Origin of the sequence: Pseudomonas syringae KCTC 12500 (assembly GCF_000507185.2) — a bacterium.
Taxonomy (GTDB): domain Bacteria; phylum Pseudomonadota; class Gammaproteobacteria; order Pseudomonadales; family Pseudomonadaceae; genus Aquipseudomonas; species Aquipseudomonas syringae.
Genome location: NZ_AYTM02000002.1, coordinates 5,101,774 through 5,127,671, shown reverse-complemented (window position 1 = coordinate 5,127,671; position 25,898 = coordinate 5,101,774). Strand labels below are relative to the sequence as shown.

At 57.8% G+C, this 25,898-nt stretch carries 23 protein-coding genes; 18 read left to right on the top strand and 5 right to left on the bottom strand.

Annotated elements, in window-relative coordinates:
- Position 1 precedes the first annotated feature (1 nt).
- Together tssB and tssA are read right to left on the bottom strand one after the other, a co-directional pair.
- A complete protein-coding gene (gene tssB / locus V476_RS22950; protein WP_004417964.1) occupies positions 2-502 on the bottom strand; it encodes a type VI secretion system contractile sheath small subunit in 501 nt (166 codons plus the stop codon).
- A gap of 31 nt (positions 503-533) precedes the next feature.
- Positions 534-2,084, bottom strand: a complete 1,551-nt coding sequence (tssA, locus tag V476_RS22945; protein ID WP_024959782.1) for a type VI secretion system protein TssA — start codon at positions 2,082-2,084, stop codon at positions 534-536.
- Between the two features lie 601 nt (positions 2,085-2,685).
- On the opposite strand from tssA, the gene V476_RS22940 reads away from it, so the two are divergent.
- From V476_RS22940 to V476_RS22915, 6 genes are all read left to right on the top strand, one after another.
- Entirely contained in the window at positions 2,686-3,204 is a 519-nt protein-coding gene (locus tag V476_RS22940) for an Hcp family type VI secretion system effector (protein WP_024959781.1), read from the top strand.
- A gap of 68 nt (positions 3,205-3,272) precedes the next feature.
- Entirely contained in the window at positions 3,273-5,306 is a 2,034-nt protein-coding gene (locus V476_RS22935) for a type VI secretion system Vgr family protein (RefSeq protein ID WP_024959780.1), read from the top strand.
- The gene (locus V476_RS22930) at positions 5,303-6,184 is read left to right on the top strand and encodes a DUF4123 domain-containing protein (RefSeq protein ID WP_024959779.1); all 882 of its coding nucleotides are present in this window, start codon (positions 5,303-5,305) and stop codon (positions 6,182-6,184) included. The genes V476_RS22935 and V476_RS22930 overlap by 4 nt, the downstream gene beginning before the upstream one ends.
- On the top strand, positions 6,174-9,554 hold the full coding sequence (locus V476_RS22925) for a toxin VasX (protein ID WP_051128935.1): 3,381 nt from the start codon (positions 6,174-6,176) through the stop codon (positions 9,552-9,554). Before V476_RS22930 ends, V476_RS22925 begins: the two co-directional genes overlap by 11 nt.
- A gap of 4 nt (positions 9,555-9,558) precedes the next feature.
- Entirely contained in the window at positions 9,559-10,302 is a 744-nt protein-coding gene (locus tag V476_RS22920; protein WP_024961348.1) for a hypothetical protein, read from the top strand.
- A 199-nt stretch (positions 10,303-10,501) separates the two neighbouring features.
- Entirely contained in the window at positions 10,502-11,077 is a 576-nt protein-coding gene (locus V476_RS22915) for a GNAT family N-acetyltransferase (RefSeq protein WP_003367325.1), read from the top strand.
- A gap of 70 nt (positions 11,078-11,147) precedes the next feature.
- Here the strand turns inward: V476_RS22915 and V476_RS22910 are convergent, their stop codons facing one another.
- Positions 11,148-12,716 (bottom strand): TerC family protein, encoded by a 1,569-nt coding sequence (locus tag V476_RS22910; protein WP_024961347.1) that lies wholly within the window; start codon positions 12,714-12,716, stop codon positions 11,148-11,150.
- Positions 12,717-13,370: 654 nt separating this feature from the next.
- Between V476_RS22910 and V476_RS22905 the strand changes: the two genes are divergently transcribed.
- From V476_RS22905 to V476_RS22885, 5 genes are all read left to right on the top strand, one after another.
- Positions 13,371-13,652, top strand: coding sequence for a hypothetical protein (locus V476_RS22905; RefSeq protein WP_003424123.1), 282 nt, complete (start codon positions 13,371-13,373; stop codon positions 13,650-13,652).
- Positions 13,653-13,806: 154 nt separating this feature from the next.
- Complete coding sequence (locus tag V476_RS22900; protein ID WP_024961346.1) at positions 13,807-14,148, top strand: FKBP-type peptidyl-prolyl cis-trans isomerase; 342 nt, start codon at positions 13,807-13,809, stop codon at positions 14,146-14,148.
- A 129-nt stretch (positions 14,149-14,277) separates the two neighbouring features.
- On the top strand, positions 14,278-14,505 hold the full coding sequence (locus V476_RS22895) for a hypothetical protein (protein ID WP_003317903.1): 228 nt from the start codon (positions 14,278-14,280) through the stop codon (positions 14,503-14,505).
- 50 nt (positions 14,506-14,555) lie between these two features.
- Complete coding sequence (locus V476_RS22890) at positions 14,556-15,260, top strand: YoaK family protein (protein ID WP_017278376.1); 705 nt, start codon at positions 14,556-14,558, stop codon at positions 15,258-15,260.
- A gap of 65 nt (positions 15,261-15,325) precedes the next feature.
- On the top strand, positions 15,326-16,288 hold the full coding sequence (locus V476_RS22885; protein WP_024961345.1) for a class I SAM-dependent methyltransferase: 963 nt from the start codon (positions 15,326-15,328) through the stop codon (positions 16,286-16,288).
- Between the two features lie 57 nt (positions 16,289-16,345).
- On the opposite strand, the gene V476_RS22880 is transcribed toward V476_RS22885, so the two are convergent.
- Positions 16,346-17,965 (bottom strand): methyl-accepting chemotaxis protein, encoded by a 1,620-nt coding sequence (locus V476_RS22880; RefSeq protein ID WP_024961344.1) that lies wholly within the window; start codon positions 17,963-17,965, stop codon positions 16,346-16,348.
- A gap of 194 nt (positions 17,966-18,159) precedes the next feature.
- Positions 18,160-18,999 carry an IclR family transcriptional regulator gene (locus tag V476_RS22875; RefSeq protein WP_024961343.1) on the bottom strand — a complete coding sequence of 280 codons (840 nt, stop codon included), beginning with the start codon at positions 18,997-18,999 and terminating at the stop codon, positions 18,160-18,162.
- A 241-nt stretch (positions 19,000-19,240) separates the two neighbouring features.
- Here V476_RS22875 and V476_RS22870 point away from each other — a divergent pair, with 241 nt between their 5' ends.
- From V476_RS22870 to V476_RS22840, 7 genes are read left to right on the top strand one after another with little or no spacing between them, the layout of a single operon-like run.
- On the top strand, positions 19,241-20,269 hold the full coding sequence (locus V476_RS22870) for an ABC transporter ATP-binding protein (protein ID WP_024961342.1): 1,029 nt from the start codon (positions 19,241-19,243) through the stop codon (positions 20,267-20,269).
- Complete coding sequence (locus V476_RS22865) at positions 20,266-21,138, top strand: ABC transporter permease (protein ID WP_024961341.1); 873 nt, start codon at positions 20,266-20,268, stop codon at positions 21,136-21,138. Before V476_RS22870 ends, V476_RS22865 begins: the two co-directional genes overlap by 4 nt.
- Positions 21,139-21,141: 3 nt before the next feature.
- Positions 21,142-21,936, top strand: a complete 795-nt coding sequence (locus V476_RS22860; protein ID WP_003348289.1) for an ABC transporter permease — start codon at positions 21,142-21,144, stop codon at positions 21,934-21,936.
- Positions 21,937-21,952: 16 nt separating this feature from the next.
- Entirely contained in the window at positions 21,953-22,243 is a 291-nt protein-coding gene (locus V476_RS22855) for a (2Fe-2S)-binding protein (protein ID WP_003304481.1), read from the top strand.
- Positions 22,240-23,631 (top strand): FAD/NAD(P)-dependent oxidoreductase, encoded by a 1,392-nt coding sequence (locus tag V476_RS22850; RefSeq protein WP_024961340.1) that lies wholly within the window; start codon positions 22,240-22,242, stop codon positions 23,629-23,631. Before V476_RS22855 ends, V476_RS22850 begins: the two co-directional genes overlap by 4 nt.
- Complete coding sequence (locus V476_RS22845) at positions 23,628-24,812, top strand: NAD(P)/FAD-dependent oxidoreductase (protein WP_024683124.1); 1,185 nt, start codon at positions 23,628-23,630, stop codon at positions 24,810-24,812. Before V476_RS22850 ends, V476_RS22845 begins: the two co-directional genes overlap by 4 nt.
- Complete coding sequence (locus V476_RS22840) at positions 24,809-25,861, top strand: ABC transporter substrate-binding protein (protein ID WP_024961339.1); 1,053 nt, start codon at positions 24,809-24,811, stop codon at positions 25,859-25,861. Before V476_RS22845 ends, V476_RS22840 begins: the two co-directional genes overlap by 4 nt.
- Positions 25,862-25,898 lie beyond the last annotated feature (37 nt).

Genomic DNA, 25,898 nt, shown 5'->3' with positions numbered 1-25,898 from the left:
GTTACTGTTGCGCCGCGACATCCAGGCCAAGCTCATCCAGCACGTTCTTACGCGATGTTTCATCCGTAATGACCTGCTCGATGGCCTTACGAAAAGAAGGCATGTTCCCCAACGGCCCCTTGAGCGCCATGAGGGCGTTGCGCAGCTCCATCAACTTTTTAAGCTCAGGAATCTGTTCGACGAGACTGGCAGGGTTGAAGTCTTTCATCGAAGAGACCTTGATGCTGACAGTGAGATCGTTAGCCCCGCTTTCAGCCTGCAAGCGGTCAGGTACATTCAGTACCAGCTCAAGCTCCTGCTTCGCCAGCACATCATCGAAATTGTTCTTGTCGATACTGATTGATTTACGGTCCTCAAGCTTTCGCTCGTCCGCGCGCTGTATGAAATCGCTAAGAACCAGCAACTTAAGTGGCAGCTCTATTTCTTCCTGCGCGCCACCAACAGCAGGCTTGAACGTCACGTTGATCCGCTCTTTGGGCGCTACAGAGCCTTCTCTGGCCATTCCATTTCCCCTCAATTTATTAAACTGTACGTTAGCCATCAATAAATCTTTCAAGGTCGTGATGACACAACCTCTGGTAAATCACTTCTTTGCGCGCTGCTGCCTTATCGTTCAGCGCCGTTCGCTCGTAACAGCTATATAACAAGCGCGACACATCGAGGAAGATCGCGGGTTCCCATGCCGGGAGGCTTGCTGATTGGAGCTCCTGATCAAGATACTCAAGTTGAACCTTCGCTAACTCGTATTTGTTTGCATCGATACAGAGACGTGCGATGCATAGCTTGCAGAAAAATCGCTCTCGCCCGCCTTCCACACCGTTCAAGTGATCATTCACTAATTGCACAGCGGCTTTAAGCCCTTTTGTCTGCAAAACCGGCAGTGCGTCGTGGTACCGCGAACTTCGTTCTGAGGCGTCATGCTGACTTTCGCTGCCACACGCATTTCCGACATGGACCTCGGCAGGCAGGATATAAGCGGCGATCCACTGTAATGTCTCCGCGTCTGCAAACGGCACACCGTCGTGAAAGCGAAGTTCAACAAGGTCTGGAATGCGCTTTAAAAGCAAAGCTAACTGAGCTTCCACTTCGCGCATTGCCGCTTCGCCCCCCAGGGCTTTCAGACAGTTCCAGACCATTCGCTGACCATCAAACCAAAAAGGCGACCCTGCAAGACTTGCTTCAACATCCACAATAAGGTCTGCGTAAAGCCCCTGTTCGAATCGCTCTTGGTAACTGCTCAATTTGTCAGCGGGCAACCTCCTTAACAGGGTTATTTTTTCACTGTTTCTCTCAGGAAGACTGTCCACTGCATACCAGGCCTGCGAGCGACCCAGGCGGAAAGCTCGCGGATCTGTAGTTTTCTGCTTAAGCCACCATCTGCAAAGGCTGCGTACCGAGTTCTCTTGCACACTTAACGTCCGCTGGGCATCTTTCTCATTGTCGATGTGAGAGTCACTTGAAAACAACTGGACCGCAGCCTGCTTGACACGCTCCACCACCTTCACAGGCTCTTTCTCAACTTGCTCAGCACGCTGAATCATACGGGCGAGCCGTCTTCTCAACGGCAGCAGCAAAGGGGCATCGCTTCCCATATACAGATTAAATATCTCATCCAGGCCATCAAGCTGTCTGAGCAGTTGCTGGAATTCAGGAAGCTGGTGAGTAATGGAAGTATCTTCTCCCAGCGCCTTGTCGATTTTCAGCAAGAGCCATTGCATAGTCGCTGAACGTGTTCGTAGTTTTTTGGGATGAAAAAGCAGCCAATGCTCTTTGCACAAACAATGAATCAATCCCAGCCCCGCAGATAATCCGTTAACAGACTCGCATTCATATAGAGCCCACGCCAGCCAGCTGGCGACGCGCAGGTCTTTGGACTGATTTGAAAGGATATGTTCGCAGCCCTCTCTGATCCGCAGCCAGTCTACATTCACTTCCCCGAGAATGGCCTGTGCACCGCCCAACTCACGCTCCAAGGCTTCAAACGCCGTAGAAAAACGGATGTCTTCGCCTGCATAATCACCCGTTGCGACAGGATGCCGGGCCAGATCCAGATATCGAATAGAGAGTTTGTCTTTATTGGCCACTGCTCATATTCCCACACACCGTGCATTTCATTGTTAACGATTTTTCCAACCACTCATAAAGCCAGACAGACCTTATCGCCATGAAAACCAGCAAGCAAGGTGACACCTGAAAGATATTAAACTTTCGGAAAATTCTTACAAACAAACGAAGAAAATACGTAGGAACGCATATGATTTATGTACCAAGATATTTAACAACCTAACTATCTATTGACTAAACACGCGGTCACATGATCATCAGAACACACATATATATTCGGCTTAAAACTCACCTAGGAGGCGCCATGAAACGTCCAGCAACCTTGCCACTAGCACGTACAAAATTCATGACCTTCCGCACAAAAAGACCAGATATAAAAATATGGTTATATTCGGAGGCAATCCTGGAAAGCTGCGCAAAAAAATTAAAATAGTGCGCAGAGACTTGCGCAAGTCACTCGAAAAAACCCACAGCGAGCGGCACCCTTACATCCTTTCAAATGGCCAAACCAGCTGACAATACTGACTTAAGAGACACCTGGCACGTAACTTGTTATAGCGATGCTTCGACCTCCAAGCCGATTTGCTTGTGAGGCGCCACCGACTGTAAGGAAGGACGTTAATGCCTACACCCGCCTATATGACTGTCATAGACGCCAATCAGAAAATACTGACAGCAGGAGCTTTCACAGCAGACTCTGTCGGCAACGTCTATCAGGAAGGCCATGAAGATGAAGTAATAATCCAGGCATTCAGCCATAACATCATTAAACCCTGTGATCCTCAGTCAGGGCAGACTACTGGCCAACGAATTCATGGTCCTGCGTGTGTCACGAAAACTTTCGACAAGACCTCGCCATTGCTTCTGGAGGCTCTTTGCTCAGGCTCAAAGCTAAGCGAAGTCGAAATCAAGTGGTACCGGACGTCTATCGATGGCAAGCAGGAACACTATTACACCACCACCCTGGAGGATGCGGTCATCGTCAACATCAAGTCCTACATGCACAACTGCCAGGATCCGACGAACTCGCACTTTGGACACCTGGAGGACGTTCAATTCAGCTATCGCAAAATAACCTGGGACCACGTAAAGGCCACTACTACCGGGTCTGATGACTGGAGAAGTCCGAAGTCGGCATAACTCCGCTGCCCCGGCGGTTCGACAGGATCGGCGGGGTTTTCATAAACCGGCTAGGCACGGTGGTCCATATGACGCTGAACCCCACTGATAGACCTTATTTCAGCCTGAGCATCGACGGCCCTGAGCATGATTTTCAAATCCTTTCATTTACCGGCCATGAAGCGATCAATCAGCCCTTCTGTTTCAAGCTTGAGCTGGTCAGCGAGCGCGCTTCGCTCAATCTCGAAAGCCTGCTGAATTGCCCCGCATTTCTGCAGTACACATCCAGGGGCAACGGCATTCATGGAGTGATCGATCAGGTTTCCCAAGGCGATTCCGGCAGGCGTCTTACGCACTACTCAGTCACCTTGCGACCGAATCTGGCAAGGCTCAGGCATCGTACCAATCAGCGTATTTTCCAGAATCGAACAGTAAAGGAGATTATTGAGCAGGTACTGAAAGAACATCACCTGATAGGCGACGCCTACAGCTTCCAGCTCGGTATGACTTACCCCGAACGCGAATACTGCGTGCAGTATGGCGAGTCCGACCTGCACTTCATCCAGCGGCTTTGCGAAGAGGAAGGCCTGCACTACCACTTCAAACACAGCCACACAGCACATCAACTGGTGTTTGGTGATGACCAGACCGTATTTCCTAAACTAAATCCGGTTATCTATAAGCCGGACAGTGGCCTGGTACCGGGTGATTCGGTCATCAAGCGCTTCAGGTTGCGCCTGGAAACACGTACAAACAGCGTTACTCATCGCGATTACCACTTTGAAAAACCACTTCTGAAAATGGAAGGCTCGGCATATGACGACGCCCGGCCGGAGCTGGAGCACTACGAATACCCAGGCGGCTTCATTCATCGGGATCGAGGAGCGCATCTGGCGAGCCGCGCACTTGAGCGCCATCGCCAGGATTACCGACTGGGCGATGGCCAAAGTGATCAACCCACCTTGGTCAGCGGCCATTTTCTACCTTTGCGCGAGCACCCCAACGAGGAATGGAACGACCTGTGGCTGTTGACCGAAGTTCGTCATGAGGGCCGCCAGCCGCAGGGGCTTGAGGAGTCCGCCCATGCATTACAGAACAAGGGGGGCTTTCATCAGGGCTATCGCAATACCTTTCTCGCTACGCCGTGGCCATCCTCGTATCGCCCTCCCCGGCGTCATCCCAAGCCAAGAATATTCGGCAGCCAGACCGCTGTGGTCACCGGTCCGAAAGGTCAGGAAATACACTGCGACCGGCACGGCCGGGTCAAAGTGCAGTTTCATTGGGACCGCGAGGGACAGGCCAATGATCGCAGCAGTTGCTGGGTAAGGGTTTCGTCCGGTTGGGCCGGTCATCACTACGGCAGCATGGTCATCCCGCGAGTGGGTATGGAAGTACTGGTGACGTTCCTTGACGGCGACCCTGACCGTCCATTGGTCAGCGGCTGCCTGTATCACGCAGAGCACGTCCCACCCTACGATCTGCCTGCACATCAGACGCGCAGTGTATTCAAGACCCTGAGCAGCCCCGGTGGCAATGGTTCCAACGAGCTGCGCATCGAAGACCGGGCCGGTCAGGAGCAGATCTACGTTCATGCCCAGCGCGACTGGGAGCAGAACATTGAGCATGAGCAGAAAATCCGGGTCGGTCATCATCGGCATGAGCGGATCGAAGGCAACAGCTACAGCGAGTTCAAGATCGAGGAACATCGGACTGTCGATGGCGACCGGCTGACCGAGGTAAAAGCGAGCGATCACGTCACGGTGGGCGGAACCCGGCACATCAAAGTGGGTGATGGATTACTGGCCCACGCCGGACAGGAAATCCACCTCAAAGCCGGTAACAAACTGATCATCGAGGCAGGGCTGGAAATCACGCTAAAAGCAGGCGGCTCCTTTATCAAGGTCGATGCCAGTGGCGTGACCGTGAACGGGTCTCAGATAAAGCTCAATTCGGGGGGCAGCCCCGGAAACGGCTCTGGAGCAAACCCGCTACTTCCGGGTAATGCAGAGCGGCCAGAAGCTGGCGAATCAGGTGACATGCTTATCTCCGCACAGCGACAGGCAATGATACGCAGCCCATTGTGTAGCCAATGCTCGCAAGCAACCGAAGAACCGAAAAAATGAATCAAGCCAATTATCTGTTGATTGACGGAGTGCTCAGACCTGACGCCGTAAAACAGCTATACCAGTGCGACGAACCTATCGAGATCGCTCCGCTTTATCTCGGCACACGGTGGGCGGAGATCATGGATTTAGGCCCGGTACTTGTGCGCGCGGTTCATCCCTCCGAACTCATAGCGCAGTGGCATCGACATCCTGAACAACGTATCGACGCCTGCATTTTTTTCAGCAATGCGTCCTTGAAAATCGTCTCTGAACATTTGCAGCGTTTCCTGAGCCCCCTTGGTTATCTCGGTCATTCAAGTCTGCTGCGCTTCGCAGATCCGCTGGTGATGCACTATTGGCTATCGAGCTATGACCCTGAACATTTGAACTTGACGCTAGGCCCCATCGATCAACTCTGGGTTCAGTCACCCCTGCGCAGCTGGCAACAAAACCTCGATCCAGCGATCACGACATTTGTTAACGAGCGTGCGCAAAAAGTCTCTCGAGCGCATTTTCCTCTGGTGAGCGAACGTCAGTTGCAAGCCTTCGAAAGCTGCCATCGATGGCTATTCGAAGGGCGCCTATATGAATGGATCAAAAAGCAGGATCCGCGGGCCTTTCTGGATCAGAGCGACGATCAAATCGAAATCTGGCTGACGCATGTCGTGGACAGCGCAATTGAGTGGGGGCTGGTCAGTCAGTACGCACTGGCGACCTGGGCCGACATCTGCCACGACTGGGGCCTGGGCTTTGTAAGCTCGCCAAAGGGCCACTACCAATCCTGGTGCGCTCAGTCCCCCGAGCATCAGCATTTGCCACCGGAACTGCGCATAAACGCACTCGATGAATACCGTCAGAAAGTTCGTACCGACAGAGATTCCATGCATGACCGATAAATCCGGCACACTAACGCAACGACGTGCTGCAACGTTCGCCAAGATACCCGCCACGGCTACCAGTCTGTGCCCTTTCCGAAAACCTGAAGTCGCCATCGTGCCAGTGCGCTATGCGCTGGACCGCTCCCGCTACGATGCCGCGCCCGAGAAGCTGAAACCGCTACTCAAGGGCAGCCGCTGGGCGGTGATGCCGAAGCTGAAAACACGCAGCTATACCCTTCGCCAGCTGTATGACGGCTATGTGTATGTCTACGACGAAACGGCCGAAGTGTTGCATGAGTACGCGGTGTCAGCCGCCACCGGCAACCTGAGCCGTATTGTCTGGACCGATGCGCAGCTTGGCAGCGACCAGCGCAGTGGCGGCAGCGATGCCAAGCCTTTTCTGCTCTATCCGCGAAACAACCTGCTGCGCATCGCCTTTTCAGCGCAGCAGTGGACCTGGCGAATTTGCGAACACCTGCGTTCGAACCCGGCAAACCGCTCTTCATGGATGAAAGCGCTGGATCTGAAACGCTACTGCATGACCATGGCCGAGCCGGATACCCTGCCGTTGAACCGCATCGCCGAGGCGGTGGCGGACATCGACAAGGAGCATGTGGTTGGTGATGACCGCTTTGCAGACTCGGCGATTCCTACATCCAAGGCCTCCAGCGAAGAAACCCAGCCGCTGTTTTCGCCAATCGGCGCTGACGTTTTCTGGCAGGGCAGCGTAGAAGATCAGGACAGCTCCCTGCTCATCGCTCTTGATGATCCGCTGGCCATTTTCAACGATCTGGGCATGCAACTGGCCGCCGATCAGGCCGCTTACCGCAACTGGCAAGCCGAGCACGAACACAAGATTCAGATCGCCCAGACTGTCACCGCACTGTGTGGCGCTGAAGGCGAACCGGAGAAATTGCCGGCATCGGTGCGCAGCAATGCGGCGCTTACCCACCAGTACCTGAGCGACGTCGAAGCCTATTTTGAACAATGCATGTTTGAACAAGACCAGATCGGCAACAACACCGCTCCCGGTGGCGTACTGTTGCTGTCGGATGTTTTCAAGAGCCCGGAGATGCGTAAATCGATTGAAATGCGATACGGCAGCGCGCCCTCCGACGAGGCCCTGCAAGCCTGGAAAGATCGCCACAAATGGCGGCGCGAGGTCGATCTGAGCGGTGCGCGTGCGTACCTTCAGCAGCACCTGCCAACCGGCGACACACTGCTGCAACAGGTGCGTGACACGCAAAGCGACTTTCGGCAATGGTCGACCCATCTGGGCACAGAACCGCTCAAGCTGTTTGTCGACACCACCCACCCAGAAAGCCTGCTGTATCTGCAAACAGTCATGCTCAACCTGCAGATCATTTACGCTCAGGACAACGCCGCCAGCGCCTGGCTCGCCGAGCAGGAAGCCAGCGACAGCAGCCCGTTTGGCAACTTGCGCTACGGCTTCTCACCGGCGCTCAAGCACGCGCTGCATCAGGAGGCCAACGCGCTGTTGAACGGCCTTGGCGACGTCACCAACCTGGCCACCCGAATCGGCGAACTCAACGGCACGCTCAATCACCAGGGCTTTGCCGACAAGCCGTGGATGAAGGCGTTGAAACAACCTGTTCAGGACACCTTCAAAGCCCTCGGCCAACTGGCCAGCAACGCAGGCAAAGCGACGTTCGAAAGTATCCTGCTGGCCTGGGTGCCCATCGACAGCCGCCTGGCGGTGGGCAAGCAGCAGAACATCGTTGCACTGATACGCACGCTGTTGATCGGTCAGATTTTGCTCGACTCAAAGGCGCGTATTGCAATCGATCACACAATGCTCGCGAAGCTGAAAAACTGGATCAACGAGTGGCGGGTACTCAACAAACAGATCAGCGACACCCGCCGCAGCTGGCTCTATCCAACCGCTTACAACCCCCGCAAAAGCATCGCCAGCCACCTGCGTGCGCTCGAGCAAAAACTTCGCCTGCACGAACTGAGCATGCCAGCCCTGCTCGACTTTCAGAACAACGAATATGCGAGGCAACTGCAGGGCGAGATTCGCCAGCACTTCCAGTCAGGCAAAACACTGGCCAAGGACTGGCTCGCTTCCGCCAAACGCTGGATCGACAACCTGGGCGGTATGGCGGGCTCGATCACCTGGGGCGTGATCATGCTCAACTTCATCAACACCGCCTTCACTTATCGCGACCTTACTCGGGATGGCGACTTCAGCACCAAGGACATCGGCAAGGTGACGTATGGGTTGGGGTATAGCTTTAACTTGCTGATGGCGGTGTTTGTTGAAGCGCCGTGGGCAATTATCAGGGATGCGACGCCGGTGCTGATCGATGGCAAGAATGTCGGGATTCTGGATCGCTCTGCGGGTTATTGGAGGGCGAAGGGAAATCTCGCGTGGGGTGATGCGGTACGTGGGTTCAGGGTTTCGATGGTGGCGATGGGGGGGGTTGGGGTAGCGGCGTCTACGTTGGAGTTGATAGACATCTACGATGACCTGACTAAAACAAAAACAACTGAAGAGGCAACTGTCACACGTATAAAATTTGGTTCAGTAGGCCTTATGGCGATAGGCAGCACATTCCAGCTCGCTGCAGGAATTCTTCCAACCAGTTCTTATACATTGGTTGCAATGAACCCGTGGTTTAGCGTAGCAATTCTGCTAACAGGTGTGATTTATCTATTGACTAATATGGCGTTGAATTATTTCAAGCAAGATAGCGTTGGATGGTGGCTGCGAAAATGCAGCTGGTCCAAATCAATCAACTACCATTATTCAACAGATGCAGATGGTCAACTTGAAGAAAAACTTGCTCTGCTCACGATACAGCTGAGCCCTCAGGTTCATGTTAAAAGCACCACACGCGACGAAGACCATTATTTTGGTAGAGATACCCCCTATAGCGCTCCGGTACAATACGGTGCTGGTGTGCAAATTCTTCTGCCAAGCGCAGTGCGCGGACAATCAGTACATTTCAATATCATCAGTAGTAAACGTCCACTGGGCGTGCTGCCTGTAGCAAAAATTGATGACCCGATACTCGACCCCTTTCTCGATAGAGGACAGTTCAAGAAGGTTGATCAATTTAAAAAGCTTGTCAATCAGCCCGCTCGCAAAGCCCAAGAAGATTTCACATTTCCGCTTATGCCCCCTGAAAGTGAAGATGTTGTTTGGGAAACCTGGGTGCCGCTTGAGAAAGACGCAACGTATCTGGAACTACAAATATGGTATCCCGACAGTCTGATAAGACCTGGTCAACAGGACGTAGGCTACCTGTTTCAACTGAAACTTGATAGTCAGGGAGATACAGCAGTCGACGGGCTGGCACATGTCGAACTGGAAATAAAAGCGTCTAGTCGAATCAGCACCTTGACACTTGAAATAGCGGAATAACATCATGACTGATAAAACGAAAGCCCCTATCTTGCAAAAAACAAAAAACAACATCGCTGATGATTCAGGTAATGCTAAAACAATCAGTCCGAGCCTAGCGAGCAACGATATTTTTAACTGGTCCATAAAAACCATGGCAAGATCCCCCAATGAAATATTTTGGACCCAGCTAGGTACGATATTTATATGCGCGCTGCCCATGAGCTTCTGCATATGGCTTGGCAGGGATGTCTATCTAGAGAAGCCCTCTGAGGCACTTTTTCTGGTGTACACATTTGCGGGCGCCGCCATCTACATCATAGCGTTAGGCGTCCGCCAAAAAACCATCTACAACTACACCATCAAAACCGACAGAGCCCACCTCGAGTACTACCTCCACTACCCCGACTTCGCCTCTTCCTTTTTCAAAGGCATCGCCATCTCCGTGATCATGCTGTTCGTATTCGTAGCCATACTCACCGGCTCGCTGCTCTTCCTGATCGGCCCCGTGGCCATGGTATTCATCGCAGCCATCAAGCTACTCAACTGGGAAAACCCCATCCACCACGAACAAAGCCTGCCATGGGGCGAGTACAACTTCGTCACTGTCGACCGCAAACGCTTGATGATCATCACGCACCGCACGGACGTCACTCTCGGCTTCGAGGTCCGCTTCCAGCACGAGGTACTGTTCAACAAGTACCTGAGCTTTCTCCACACCGTGCTCCCCTCCACGGCTGAGTTCACCGAAAAAGCCTGGAAGTGGTAACACACCCAAGCTAGGCTCTGTACGAAAAGTCGGCGAGCGAAGGTCAGGCGAGGCAAAAACAGGCGAGGAAGCGGAGTCTACGTGTTGTAAATGAGCATTCCGAGCCTGTTTTTAACGAAGCATCACCGAGCGCAGCCACTTTTCGTACAGAGCCTAACGTACACGCCGGACTTCAAGCCCTACCCACCAAGGCCTCACCATGATCCAGATCCGCCCCATGACACCGGAAGATTTCGAGCGCTTCTGGCCCACCTTTCAAGCTGTCGTCATCGCTCAGGAAACCTACGCCTACGACCCTGCCCTCACTCAGGAGCAGGCCCGCGATTTGTGGATGAAGGCGCCGCTGCACACGTTGATTGCCGAGGAAGATGGCCAGCTGTTGGGCAGCTATTACCTGAAGGCTAATGCGGCAGGCCCGGGTAATCATGTCTGCAACTGTGGCTATATGGTGACGGACGCGGCGCGGGGTCGTGGTGTGGCGCGGTTGATGTGTGAGCATTCGCAGCAACTTGCGCGCGACAGCGGGTTCCTGGCGATGCAGTTCAATTCGGTGGTCGCCAGTAATGAGGTGGCGGTCGGGTTGTGGAGCAAGCTGGGTTTCGAGACGGTCGGGCGGTTGCCCAAGGCTTATCGTCATGCCCGATTGGGCCTGGTGGATTGTCTGGTGATGTTCAAGTGGCTGGCTGATGAGCCTGTGGCCAAAGAGCCTGCGCAGCCCAAACTGATTGGCCGCAAGAATATCGAATCCGTGGTGTCGCGTCCGCGTCGAAAATAAGCATGACGCGCACATGAAAACGGGGCCTGCTCAGCATGAGCAGGCCCCGTTTTGCATTACAGCTCGGTGCTTATTTGCCAGCCCCCATATCGGGCTGCTTCTGCAGCAACACCCGAGTCACTCGACGCTCTTCCACCCCGACGACGTGCAGGTTCCAGCCCTGCCAGCTGAGGCTGTCGCCGGTAGACGGCAGGCGATCGAGCAGGCTCATGACCAGTCCGGCGAGGGTCTGATAGTCCTCGGTCGCCTTGACCTGGAAGCCGGTGCGCTCGCGAATCAGGCTCAGGTTCAAGGCACCCGATACCACGAAGTCCTCGCCCTGCTCGACAATGTCCGGTCCTTCCACTTCGCTGGCGTCAGGCAGCTGGCCAGCGATGGACTCGAGAATGTCGGTCATGCTCAAGACGCCGATGAAGTCACCAAACTCGTTGACCACAAAGGCGATGTGCGTCGATTCCTTGCGCATCTGCTCCAGGGCATTGAGGATGGTGAAGCTTTCCAGCAGGTTGATTGCCTTGCGCGACATCAGTTTCAAGTCGGGCTCGTTGCCGGACAACAGCTCCTTGAACAGCTCTTTCTTGTGCACGAAGCCCAGCGGCTCATCGATACCGCGCTCGCCAATCAGCGGCAGACGCGAGTAGGACGAGTGCATCAGTTTCAGACGGATCTTCTCGGCGCTGTCGTTCAGGTCGATACAGTCGACTTCCGCCCTCGGCGTCATCACTGTGCGAATCGGCCGCTCTGCCAGCTGCAGTACGCCGCTGATCATCACGCGCTCACGACGGTCGAACACCGGCTCGCTGCTTTCCCCATCCAGCATGTCGGTGATTTCCTCATCGACGTCACCAGACTCCAGCTTGCGACCGCCCAGCAGGCGCATCACCGCGTGGGCTGCCCGCTCGCGGCGCGGCAGGTGGCCATGAGCCGACTTCTTGCTGCGCTTGCGGGCGATCTGGTTGAACACTTCGATGAGGATCGAGAAGCCGATGGCCGCATACAGATAGCCCTTGGGAATATGGAAGCCCAGGCCTTCGGCGGTCAGGCTGAAACCGATCATCATCAGGAAGCCCAGACACAGCATGATCACCGTCGGGCGGCTGTTGACGAATTTGGTCAGCGGCTTGCTGGCAATCATCATCAGGCCGATGGAGAAGATCACAGCGATCATCATCACCGACAGGTGCTCGACCATGCCGACGGCGGTAATCACCGCATCCAGCGAGAACACGGCGTCCAGTACGACGATCTGCGCAACGATAGGCCAGAACAACGCATAGCCCGCATTACCGGCGCGCTGGGCGACGTGGCCTTCCAGGCGCTCGTGCAGTTCCATGGTGGCCTTGAACAGCAGGAACACACCACCAAACAGCATGATCAGGTCGCGACCGGAGAACGTCTTGCCGAAGACCTCGAACAAAGGCTCGGTCAGGGTCACCATCCACGAGATGCTCGCCAGCAGGCCAAGGCGCATGATCAATGCCAGCGACAGACCGATGACGCGCGCCTTGTCGCGTTGTTCAGGGGGCAGTTTGTCGGCCAGGATGGCGATGAACACCAGGTTGTCGATGCCCAGCACCAGTTCCAGCACGATAAGGGTCAGCAGGCCAAGCCATGCCGTGGGATCAGCGATCCATTCCATGGTTTATGCAGCCTCACGATAAAAATGGCAGGGGTTGGTATGGGTCACTGTAGACCAGACACCATGGCTGAACGTCAGGCATGGCGTTGCAGCGTCAGGACGCGAAGGTCTGCCGTAATCCATGCAGTGCAAGAGGCTAAGTAGAGAGACGTTCGAATGGAGCGGCCTGCTCGGTAACAGTGAGATCACCGGCCAGCCATAAGCGATGGGAGGAGGACAACTCGGAGGCTCCTGGAGGGTATTCATACAGTCCTGAAAATCAATACGGGCGCTGATCGTACAATACACATAGATGTTTCGTACGTTGAGAAAGTATTACAAGACTTGACCACGGAGCATGCTGCTTGCTGCTTGCTGAGCAGCAAATGAGCACAGGGCGACGTTTTGTCACACCTCCAGGCACTACCAGTTGTCTGACAACAGAATGGCGCGGGTAGATGCGCCAATCCATTTGTTTTAAAATGTTTCCATACCGTCAGGCATGCGCAGTGCTGCTCGCGATCCGTTTCAACGTCGCCCTTCACTGCTCGCCTGAACAGAATCATAAAAAGAAAGCCCGTCATAGACGGGCTTTTTTCGTTTTCAGCTTTTGCATCCGATGCCCTCGACGGCATCCGGGCAACCCGTTTTCTTAACCTTTGAGGTGATTTACCCATGCTGCGCATCGTTGTTGTTCATTTGTTCCAGTGGCTCAAGCGTCTGTCGTCCGCGCTGTTCTTCCGCAGCGCAGAGGACAACTATTCGCGCAGCTTCACACGGGAAGACGATGACGAAGGCCGCTGGACCTTTGTTTCGATCGTCATCGTTCTGACCCTCAGCCTTTATTGCCTGGCGGGCCTGGGTTACTACGCCAAGACCAATATCTGGGACGGCTTCACTCAAGAGCAGAAAGAGAACATCGCGCAGGCCATGGTGGTCAGCTCGCAGAATCTCTGACAGTTACTGGGGTTCGACTAAACGGGGGAAGCGAAAGCTTCCCCCGTTTTCGTTTCCACCGGTTTGTCATGAGGCGGCTTGTCATGAAGCGGCTTTTCTGCGAGAAAGCCCGCTCGCGCCAATGACAGAGCGCGCTGCCACCGGAAGCTTGGCAATGAGCAAAGAATTACAGATTACCGATCTGCACCCCGGCGAGGGCAAGGCAGCGGTAAAGGGTGCACTGATCACCACGCATTACACCGGAACCCTTGAAGACGGGACTGTGTTCGATTCCTCCCACGAGCGTGGCAAGCCGTTTCAGTGCGTGATCGGCACTGGTCGCGTCATTAAAGGCTGGGACCAGGGCCTGATTGGCATGAAAGTCGGCGGAAAGCGTCAATTGTTCGTCCCCGCTCACCTTGCTTACGGCGACAGAAGCATGGGCGCGCACATCAAGCCCGGTGCCGACCTGACGTTCGAAATAGAACTGCTGGAAGTGCTGACCCGCGACGATTGAGCAGCTTGCCTTGCAGATCAGCCTGAATCGGCCGATACCCTGACGCACAGGCACACGCCTGATTGCTTGTTATCGCAGAAAAAGCCATGCTCCGGGTATGGAATTCAAGGTCTTGGCACAGGAACACGTATGGCGCTCAATAAGTCGACTCAGGAGCTGAAGCGACACCTGAAAGGGACAGCAACCAACCTGGAAAACACGGCGGAAGAAATTCTCAAACTCGCCTCGCAGATGAACGATGTGGATGTCACCGCAGTGCTGCAGATGGTCAACCGTCTTTACAGCGATGCCGACCAGCTCAAAGCCTATGCTGATGAGGTCAAGGCCAAGCGGATCGTGCGCGCCAAGCCGCTGTAAATCGCTGCACCCAAGTTCAGACGCGCTTTCTTCGGTCCAGAGGACCTTCGATGCTGCCACAGCCCGCCACTTCCAGCGTCAGCCCAAGGCATCTGAGCCTGCAGAAATGGCGTGGCCGGGTCGGTATGGGGCTGGTTGCGAGCCTGTCGGTTCTGGCCGGCATGACCGATGCCATTGGCTTCATGGCGACCGGCGATTTCGTTTCGTTCATGAGTGGCAACACCACCCGGCTTGCCGTTGCGATCAGTGATGGCGACCTGAGCGTGACGGTGCGTCTGACCCTTGCAATCCTTGCTTTCATTGCCGGCAATGCGCTGGGCGTGGTGGTTGTGCGCCTTGGCGGGCGGCGTGCCCTGCCTTTGCTGCTGGGCATCGCCACGCTGCTTTGTGCGGCTGCCGCATGGCCACTGGAAAGCAACATGCTCGCGCTGATCTGGGCGATTCTGGCAATGGGCATGCTCAACGCCGCCGTCGAGCAGGTCAACGGGCTGCCGGTCGGTCTGACTTACGTGACCGGTGCGCTGTCGCGTTTCGGTCGTGGCCTGGGGCGCTGGATGCTGGGGGAACGCCGGGACGGCTGGCGCGTGCAACTGGTCCCCTGGGTCGGCATGTTCATCGGGGCCGTGATAGGCGCGCTACTCGAGCACCGCCTGGGGCTCAACGCCCTGTTGATCAGCGGCAGCTTGTCGGCGTTGCTGGGACTGGTTTCGCTGAAAATCCCGCACCGCTGGCAACGTCAATACATGCCACGCTGAACCCTGCGATGCCCATCTGCTGAAATACGTTTACCATACGCAGCTTTTCCTGACCGATCTGCGCCATGACCCCTGAAGCACTCGCGATTCTGCAACAGCACCTGATCGACGCGTTCAACAACGTCCCGAATGAAACCCGCCGCCTGTTTCACGGCCGTGGTCGTGTGTGGCCAGGGCTGGAGCACATCACCGTCGACTGGATGCAGGGCGTGGTGCTGGTCTCGGTGTTCAAGGAGCCTCTTGAATCCGAGCTGGCAGCATTGATGCAGCTGTTGCACGCGTTGATCGAAACGCCCCAGTGGCAGCACAGCCAGGCTCACACCCTACTGCTGCAACACCGCTATCTGCCTCAGAGCACCACCCAATGGCTGACCGGCGAGGTCGTGGATGAATGGGTGATCACCGAAAACGGCCTGCGCTACAAAGTCGATTTCGGCAAAAAGCAGAACAGCGGGCTGTTTCTGGACATGCGCTACGGCCGTGAATGGGTGCAGGCTCAGGCCAAGGGCAAACGCATCCTCAATCTGTTCGCCTACACCTGCGGCTTCTCGGTCGCCGCCCTGGCCGGGGGGGCCGACCACGTCGTGAATCTGGACATGGCCCGTGCTGCGTTGAATCGCGGTCGCGAGAATCATCGCCTCAATGATCAGGACCTCAGCCGCGTGACCTTTCTGGGCCATGACCTGTTCAAGTCCTGGGCCAAGGTCACCCGTTGCGGCCCTTATGACCTGGTCATTATTGACCCGCCGTCCTTCCAGAAAGGCAGTTTCATGCTCGACAAGGACTACCAGCGTGTCCTGCGTCGATTGCCGGAGTTGCTGGACGAGAACGGTTCAGTGCTGGCGTGCATGAACGATCCCGCACTGGGACCGGACTTTCTGATTCAGCACACCGCAGTCGAAGCACCTTGCCTGCGCTTCGAGCAGCGCCTGGAAAACCCGCCGGAGTTCCCCGACGCTCGCGTTGAGGGCGGCCTGAAGGCGCTGGTGTTCAAGGCAGAAGGCCTGAGCCGCAGCGGATGGGCGTAACGGGCCGGGGCTGACCGCCTCTTATACGCCGAAGAGGCTGTCAGGTTTTCAAGTGACTCAGGCACCCAAACGCGCAATCACATCCCCGAGACCAGTAGAAAGGCCCCTCAGTTCCTGACTGGCGTTCTGGGTACGTTTGACGTTGTCCTGATTGGTCACGGCGATGGCGGTGATTTCCGTGAGGTTGCGCGAGATGTCCTCTGCCACGGAAGTCTGCTCTTCGGCAGCCGTCGCAATCTGGCGATTCATGTCGCGAATATTCTCCACGGCCATGGTAATGCGCTGAAGGGTTGCGCCAGCGTTCGCGACCTGCTCCACGCTCTCTTCACTCCGCGCCTGACCGCCCTGAATGGCCTGCACCGCATCACTGGCACCGGTTTGCACCGAATTGATGATCTGATTGATTTCGGAGGTTGAAACGGCAGTACGCTGCGCCAGTGTACGAACCTCGTCAGCCACCACCGCGAAACCGCGTCCGGCGTCACCGGCCCGTGCGGCTTCGATCGCGGCATTCAGCGCCAGCAGATTGGTCTGATCGGCAATGCTGCGGATCACTTCCAGCACTTTGCCAATACGGCCGCTGTCGGTTTCCAGTCGCTCGATGACATCGGCCGTCAAAGCGATCTCGTTGCGCATGCGGGTGATGGTCGCAATGGTCAATTGCATGACCCTCTCGCCATCCTGAGCGCTCTGGTCGGCCTCATCCGCAGCTCGCGCAGCATCGGCGGCATGTCGGGCAACGTCCTGAGCGGTGGCAGACATCTCGGTCATGGCGGTCGCGACCTGATCGGTACGCTCGAACTGCTCATGAGTGCCTTGCGCCATCAACTCGGCAATGGCATTCAACTCGCCGCCCGCCGTGTCCAGATCGGTGCTGCTGCGCTTGAGGCGGTTGAAGGTGTCGGCCAGGAAATCCCGCAGGGTATTTGCGGCAACGGCCAGACGACCCAGTTCGTCCTGTCGCGTGACCTCGACACGCGCCCCGAATTTGCCTTCGCTCAACTGGGCGACGTATTCGATAAGCATGCGAATGGGCGCAATCAGGTTGCGATTGACCATCCACAGCGCCAACAAACCGACCAGCAGCGCAGACACCAGCATCACCACGGCACCGACCAGAATGGTACGTTGGGCTTCATGGCTGATGGCAACAGACTGAGCGTCGCTGCTCTTGTGCAATTGATCGACCAGACCAGCCATCTGCTCGCTGGTAGGACGGTCGACGCCTTTGACCGCCATGTCACCCGCGCCAGCGTCACCGCCCGCAGCAACAAACGCATCACGACCGGTCCGGTAGGCCTTACCCAGCGCCTGGTGTGCCTGCTGCAGCGTCTGCACCTGGCTTTTCAGCGCCGCGTCGGTGCCGTGCATTTCAGCAAGCCGACCCAGCGTGCCTTGCACCTTGCGCTCTTGCTCTTCGAACTGCCCCCAGTACTTGTCGCGCTCGGCGGGTGTTTTGCCACGCAACAGGACGTTTTTCCACTCCTGGACCTGAATCTTGAACTCCAGGTTGGCTTCGTCCACCAGTTGCGACGCCCGGACCGGGCCGTCGATAAGGCTGCGATAAGCCTGCACGTTATCGGAGAGAAAGTTGAAGCAGGCCAAGGCAATGACCAGCACAAGCGCAAGGCTACCGCCGAGCAGACCTAGAATTTGCAGTCGCAGGGATTTGGACATCAGGACGATCTCTGGAGAAAAAGAATCCGCGGGATACGCGAAAGTTGCAGGCACGTCCCTGTAGACCGATCTTGTGGATCAGCTATGTGTGGCCCCCAAGATCAGCATCGGCTCACGAAGATTTTTCTTTAAAAACAGCGATGATCGGCAATAAACCCGATTACAGAACAAAACAGCAGCGGGTAACCTGCTGCCTATTCAACCTGCCCAAACACCTGGCTGGGCCGCCGCAGCGAAGGGTCGAACGGGTTGATTCGGGCACTGATGGCTGTGGCTTCGCGCTTGAGCAGTTCGACCACGGTCATCAGGCGATCTGGCCCCAGCCGATCGGAGATGGTCGCCACGCTGAGCGCAGCCACTGCGCGACCGCTGCGGTCCAGGATCGGCACAGCAAGCCCGGCCATGCCCGGAAGCGCGCCGGTGTTGCGCCCCGCGTAGCCCTGGCGTCGTACGTTTTCCACCTCCGAACGCAGAAATACCTCGTCGTACAGGTGAAAATCCTTGAGCCGTGGCAGGTTGTAGGCAATGACCGTTTCCCGCTCGTCCTCGGGCAGAAACGCAAGAATTGCCAGACTGCCCTGCCCCACGCCCAAGGCTACACGGCCGCCGATGTCGCCGGTGAATGTGCGGATCGGGTACGGGCCTTCGCTGCGGTCCAGGCAGATCGCGTCGAAACCGCTGCGTGCCAGCAGAAACAGCGAGTCACCCAGTGAGGCGGACAGGCGCAAAAGGCTGGGGCGCACCACGTCACGCAGGTTGCCGGTATTACCCGCCTTGGCGGCCAGGGCGAAGAACTCGATGCTCAACCGATAACGTTTGCTGAGCAGATCCTGCTCGACCATGCCCTCATCCATCAGGCTGCGCAGCAAGCGGTGCGTGGTAGGTTGCGACAGCCCGACACGCTGGGCGAGTTGCGTGACCCGCTCGCCGCCTTCGTCACAATCGCCCAGGCAGCGCAGTACCGCGAACAGACGGGAAACGGCTCCCACTCCGACTTCAGCTTTCTCGCTATTCCGATCAGTGGAATTATCAATGGCAATATCTCTTTATATTTCCACTAAAAGAATTAATCCAAAGAAAAATGTTATTCAGTGAAATTCTCTGTTGAGCCCATCCTAGCCTTCGCCCTACTCTCAGTCCACAGGGGCGATTTGAACAATCATCGGTAGCCGACGCAGAGCGAGCACCAACGTCCACAGAACTGTATGACTTCATTTCGCATCTGCCCATGACAAACGCGTGCTTCGGCGCGCATGCACAAAGGTGGAAGCAGGCATGGCATTTCTGCAGCTCGAAGGACTCTCCAAACGCTACGGCTCCATTGACGCGGTGGTTGCCACCAACCTGGCCGTCGACAAGGGCGAATTCGTATCACTGCTCGGCCCTTCCGGCTGCGGCAAAACCACCACCCTGCAAATGATCGCCGGCTTCGTTGACGTCAGTGACGGACGCATTGTGCTCGACGGGCGCGACATCACCCATGCCAAACCCAGCAGCCGAGGCCTCGGCGTAGTGTTTCAAAGCTATGCGCTGTTTCCGCACATGACCGTGGCTGACAACGTTGCGTTCGGCCTGCGTATGCGCAAGGTGCCTGCCGCCGAGTTGCACCCGCGTGTCAAACGGGTACTGGAACTGGTGCGCCTCGGTCAGCATGCCGAGCGCTACCCGCGCGAGTTGTCCGGTGGTCAGCGCCAACGGGTCGCATTGGCTCGCGCACTGGTGATCGAGCCGCCAGTGCTGCTGCTCGACGAGCCGCTGTCCAACCTGGACGCCAACCTGCGCGAAGAGATGCAGTTCGAGATCCGCCGCATTCAGAATGAAGTCGGCATTACCACGCTGATGGTCACCCACGATCAGGCCGAAGCCCTGTCGATCAGCGATCGGGTGGTGGTGATGCAGGCCGGTCGTATCACCCAGATCGACGAGCCTTACAAGCTTTACGAACACCCGCGCACACGCTTCATTTCGGGTTTTGTCGGCAAGGCCAACATGTTGCAGGGTGATCTGGACAGCAGCGGCATTCCGCAGATTCGTCAGGTGCCCGGCGATGGTAGCCTGACCCTCAGCCTGCGTCCCGAGAAGATCGATCTGGTGGCACCTGGCTGCGGACGACTGTCCGGACGCATCGTCACCCGTTATTTCCTCGGCAGCCAGTGGCTGTATCGCATCCAGACCGGCATTGGCGAAGTGACGGTAGTACGTCGCAACGACGGCCAGGCGCCGCTGGAACAAGGCGCGGCGGTCGACATGGACTGGCCCAACGAGTTGCTGCGCGTGCTGGATGCCGACGAGGTGCGCGCATGAGCCTGCTGAGCGAAATGCGTCAGGGCGGCCGCGGCTACTGGCTTTCAGCTCCGGCGCTGGCGCTGTATATCGGCTTGCTGGTGTTGCCGCTGGGTCTGACCCTGGTGCTGTCGTTCAACATGTTCGATTATCAGGTCGGGGTGAAAAGCGACAGCTACACGCTGGCCAACTATATGGCCGTGGTCACCGACTCGTATTTCTATGAAATCTTCCTGCGCACCTTCTGGATCAGTGCGCTGGTCACCCTGCTGTGCGTGCTGATCGGCGTCCCCGAAGCCTACATTCTCAGCCGCATGGGCACGCCGTGGCGCTCGATCTTCCTGATCCTGATTCTCACGCCGCTGCTGATCTCTGTGGTGGTCCGGGCGTTCGGCTGGAGCCTGCTGCTGGGCGCAGACGGTCTGATCAATCAGGTCATCCAGTTCATGGGCGGACGCCCGGTGAAACTGCTGTACACCCCGTTTGCCGTGGTCATCGCGCTGGTCCACGTCATGTTGCCGTTCATGATCATTCCGGTCTGGACCTCGCTGCAGAAGCTCGACCCCACAGCCGAACAGGCCGCGCTGTCGCTGGGCGCCAGCCAGGCGAAAGTCATGCGTCTGATCGTGCTGCCGCAGGTCATGCCCGGTGTGCTGTCCGGCTCGCTGATCGTGTTCGGTCTGGCCGCCAGCTCATTCGCCATTCCCGGACTGCTCGGCGGACGACGTCTGAAGATGGTCGCCACGGTGATCTACGACCAGTACCTGTCGGAGCTGAACTGGCCGATGGGCGCGACCCTTGCCGTGGCGCTGCTGCTGGTCAACCTGCTGGTCATGCTGTCCTGGAACCGCATGATCGAAGGCCGTTACAAAAAAACTCTGGGGGAATGATCCATGTCCAAGAACGGTCCGTTGGCCCTCTCGTTTCATGCGCTGGTGGTGATCTTCATGATGGCCCCGCTGGTGGTGGTGTGCCTGGTGGCGTTCACCCCGGAAAACACCTTGAGCCTGCCCACCACCCACTTCTCGCTGCGCTGGTTCAAGGCCGTCTTCGAGCGCGCCGACTTTATCGATTCTTTCTACAACAGCCTGATCCTGGCGTTCGTATCGGCGACGCTGGCCACCCTGATCGCGGTACCCGCTGCTCTGGCGATCACTCGCCATACATTCCCGGGCCGCAATTTTTTCAATGCCCTGTTTCTGTCGCCGATCATCATTCCGCACCTGGTACTGGGGGTGGCGATGCTGCGCCTGTTTGCACTGATGGGCGTGAACGGCAGCTTCACCTGGCTGATCTTCGCCCATGTGCTGGTCATCACGCCTTACGTACTGCGCCTGGTACTGGCAGCGGCAATCGGCATCGACCGCAGCGCCGAGCACGCCGCCGAGTCCCTGGGGGCCGATCGTTTCACGCTGTTTCGGCAGATCACCCTGCCAATGATCCTGCCCGGCGTGGCAGGCGGCTGGTTACTGGCGTTCATCAACAGCTTCGATGAAGTCACGCTGTCGATCTTCGTCACCTCGCCCGCGACCCAGACCCTGCCGGTGCGCATGTATGTCTACGCCACCGAATCCATCGACCCGATGATGGCCGCCGTGTCGGCGCTGGTCATCGCCCTCACCGCCGCCACCATGATCCTGCTCGACCGGGTCTATGGGCTGGATCGCGTGCTGGTCGGCAAACACTAACCGGAGCTTTGACGTTATGGCATTGCTGAAACGACTGACCGAACATGACCGCCCGGTTCTGCCCTTTACCCTTGACGGCCAACCGGCCAGCGGTCTGTTGGGCGACACCTTGCTGACTGCGGTACTGACCGCCAGCGACCACTTGCGCGGCAGTGACTTCAGTGCCGAACCTCGCGCCGGTTTCTGCATGATGGGCGCCTGTCAGGACTGCTGGGTAAGGCTGGGTGACGGTCAGCGCGTGCGTGCCTGTTCGACGCTGCTGGAAGCCGGTCAGGCGGTAATTCGTGAACCGGGGCGCTGCGTATGAGTGATCAGGCCATTGCCATTGTCGGCGCAGGACCGGCCGGTATTCGCGCCGCCCAGACGCTACTGGCTCACGGCATCAAGGCCTGCCTGATCGATGAAGGGCTGCGCGGCGGCGGCCAGATCTACCGTCGCCAGCCGGACAACTTCCAGCGCTCGGCCAAGGCGCTCTACGGTTTTGAAAGTGCCAAGGCGGTCGCGGTGCACGAAGCGCTCGACACGCTGGCAGCGCAGATCGACTACCGGCCGCAGACGCTGGTCTGGAATGCCGAAGATCATCAACTCGATACCCTGCAAAACGGTACCGCTGCCACCGTCGATTTCAGCCACCTGATCGTCGCCACCGGTGCCACGGATCGCATTCTGCCGGTGCCCGGCTGGACCCTGCCCGGCGTGTACAGCCTCGGCGCAGCGCAGGTCGCGCTCAAATACCAGGGCTGCGCGATCGGCCAGCGCGTGGTGTTTTGTGGCAGCGGCCCGTTGCTGTATCTGGTCGCCTATCAGTACGCCAAGGCTGGCGCAAAAGTGCTGGCGGTGCTCGACAGCGCGCCGTTTTCGGCGCAATGCAAGGCATTGCCGGCGCTGCTGGGCCAACCGGCAACGCTGGCCAAAGGCATCTACTACCGCGCGAGGCTGAGCGCGCACGGCATTCCGGTGCATCAAGGTGCGCAGCTGACACGCATCGACGGGGAAAAACGCGTAGACGGCATTCAATGGCAACGTAACGGCAAATCAGGCCACCTGGCCTGTGACGCGGTCGCTTTTGCCCATGCACTGCGCAGCGAGACACAACTGGCCGACCTGCTGGGCTGTGAATTCGCCTGGAGCGCGCTCAACCGGGCGTGGCTGCCGACCCGCGATGACTGTGGACGCAGCAACGTCTCAGGCATCTATCTGGCGGGCGACGGCGCGGGAATCATGGGCGCAGACGCTGCGGAAATGGCCGGAGAACTGGCCGCGCTCGGGCTGCTGCAAGACATCGGCGTGGTCGCAGACACCGCCCGTATCGACACGCTTAAAAGTGCCTTGCGACGCATCGAACGCTTCCGCCACGGGCTGGAAACCGCGTTTCCGTTCCCTGAGGACTGGGCCGCCAACGTGGCGGATGACACGCTGGTGTGCCGCTGCGAAGAAGTCTCTGCAGGCGAGATTCGCAGTGCCGTGCAGGACGGTCATTGGGAGATCAACCGGGTCAAGGCTATGTGCCGGGTCGGCATGGGTCGCTGTCAGGGTCGGATGTGTGGCCTGGCCGCGGCCGAGATCATCGCCCGCGAGAGCGGCCGGTCCGTCGAGCACGTCGGCCGCCTGCGCGGTCAGGCACCGATCAAGCCGCTGCCCTTCGGTCTGGGGATGCAGCCCATGGAGAAGCAATCGGTGGAGACGCAACCATGAGCACACTGATTGAAACCGATGCGATTGTCATCGGCGGCGGCATTGTCGGCGCCTCGGCAGCCTTGACGCTGGCCCTGAAGGGCAAGCGGGTCGCCTTGCTGGAACGCGATTTTTGCGGATCGCACTCCAGCGGCGTCAATTACGGCGGCGTGCGGCGTCAGGGCCGTCCGCTGTCGCAGTTACCCTTGTCGCAACGGGCGCACCAGATCTGGGGCAACCTGCGCGAGCTGATCGGCATAGACGGCGAGTACCAGCGCTCGGGCCACCTCAAACTGGCGCGCAGCGAACAGGACATGAACGCCTTGCGCGCCTACGCCGAAGCCAGTCAGGGATTCGGCCTGGATTTGCAGTTGCTTGATCGCGATCAACTGCGCGCGCGTTATCCCTGGGCAGGCGATGTTGCTGTCGGTGCATCGCTGTGCGCCGACGATGGACACGCCAATCCACGCCTGGTGTCGCCGGCCTTCGCCCGCGCTGCGCGTCGGGCAGGCGCGCAGGTGTTCGAGCAGGCGCCGGTCAGTGAAGTCAGCCACGACGGCAACGTGTTCGTCGTCACCACCGCCAGCGGCCTGACACTGCGCGCCACCTGGCTGCTCAACTGCGCCGGGGCGTGGGCCGCAGCGCTGGCCGCACAATTCAACGAACCGGTGCCGATGTATTCAGGGCACCCGGCAATGCTGGTGACCGAACCGCTGCCGATGTTCATGGACGTCAGCACCGGTGTCGAAGGCGGCGGCATTTATGCCCGGCAAGTGGCACGTGGTAATTGCGTTCTGGGCGGCGGACAAGGCTTTGCCCTCGACCCGGCACGCGCCAGACCGGGACAGGCGGCGGTGCTGGATATCCTGCGCAACGCCGTCGAACTCTACCCGCCACTCGCCGGCGCCCAGGCCATTCGCACCTGGAGCGGCACCGAAGGCTATTTGCCGGATCGCGAGCCGGTGCTGGGCCCGAGCCTGACTCGTCCGGGCCTGCTGCACGGCTTCGGCTTTGCCGGGGCGGGCTTTCAGATCGGTCCGGCAGCGGGTGAAGCGCTGGCAGAATGGGTCTGCGACGGCGCATCACGGATCTCGCTCGATGCCTTTTCCATCAACCGCTTTCAGCAAATCGCTCTGCAACCCCCTGCCATCGAACCTGTTACGAACGTCATCCCATTGCACAGAGGAAGGTCGTCCCTATGAAAAGCACCAAACGTCTCGCCCTCACCGGGCTGTCCTGCCTGCCGCTGGCCGCCGCACTTCTGTCCACGCCTGCCATGGCCGAAACCACGCTGTACCTGGGCATGAACGGCGGGACCATGGAGCGCCTGTATACCGATCAGGTGCTGCCGGCGTTCGAGAAGGCCAACAACGTCAAGGTGGTGATCGTGCCTGGCACGTCGGCCGATATCCTCGCCAAGGTTCAGGCGAGTAAGGACAACCCGCAGATGCACGTCATCTTTCTCGACGACGGCATCATGTACCGGGCCATTTCCATGGGCCTGTGCGACACGTTGCAACCCAGCGCCAGCCTGGCAGACCTGCCTGCCAAGGCCAAAATCAAGGAACAGGCAGCAGCCGTCAGCCTGGGCGTGACCGGCCTGGCCTACAACACGCGAATGTTCAAGGAACAGGGCTGGAGCGCGCCCACCTCGTGGATGGACCTGGCCGATAAACGTTTCAAGGACAAGGTGGTGTTCCAGTCACTGGCCTCCTCGACCTTCGGCCTGCATGGCTTTCTGATGTTCAACCGTATCCAGGGCGGCAGCGAGAAAGACGTCGAGCCCGGCTTCAAGGCCTGGCCGAAAACCATCGGCCCGAACGTGCTGGAATACATCGCCAGCTCGGCCAAGATATCGGAAATGGTCCAGACCGACGAAGCCGCCCTGTTCCCGCTGACGCCGACCCAGGTCACTGCGCTGAAGATCAAGGGCGTACCGGTGGAATATGCATCGCCCAAGGAAGGCGGCGTGGTGTTGAACGTGGCTGAATGCGCGATAGCCAATAACAACCAGCCGGAGCTGGCGCAGAAGCTGGCCGCTTATCTGCTGACGCCGGAAGCACAGGCGCCTGCGCTGGAGTTCGGTGACCAGATCCCGTCGAACCCGAAAACCCCGACCACTGACAAGACACGCAGTCAGGTCGAGGCCATGGAGAAGTACCTGGAAACAGCAGTGACCATCGACTGGGATCAGGTCAATCAGATCCGTCCCGAGTGGAACGCACGCTGGAGCCGCAGTATCGAGCGCTAGACGTCAGCGGCGACGCCGAGAGGCATCGCCGTGTGTA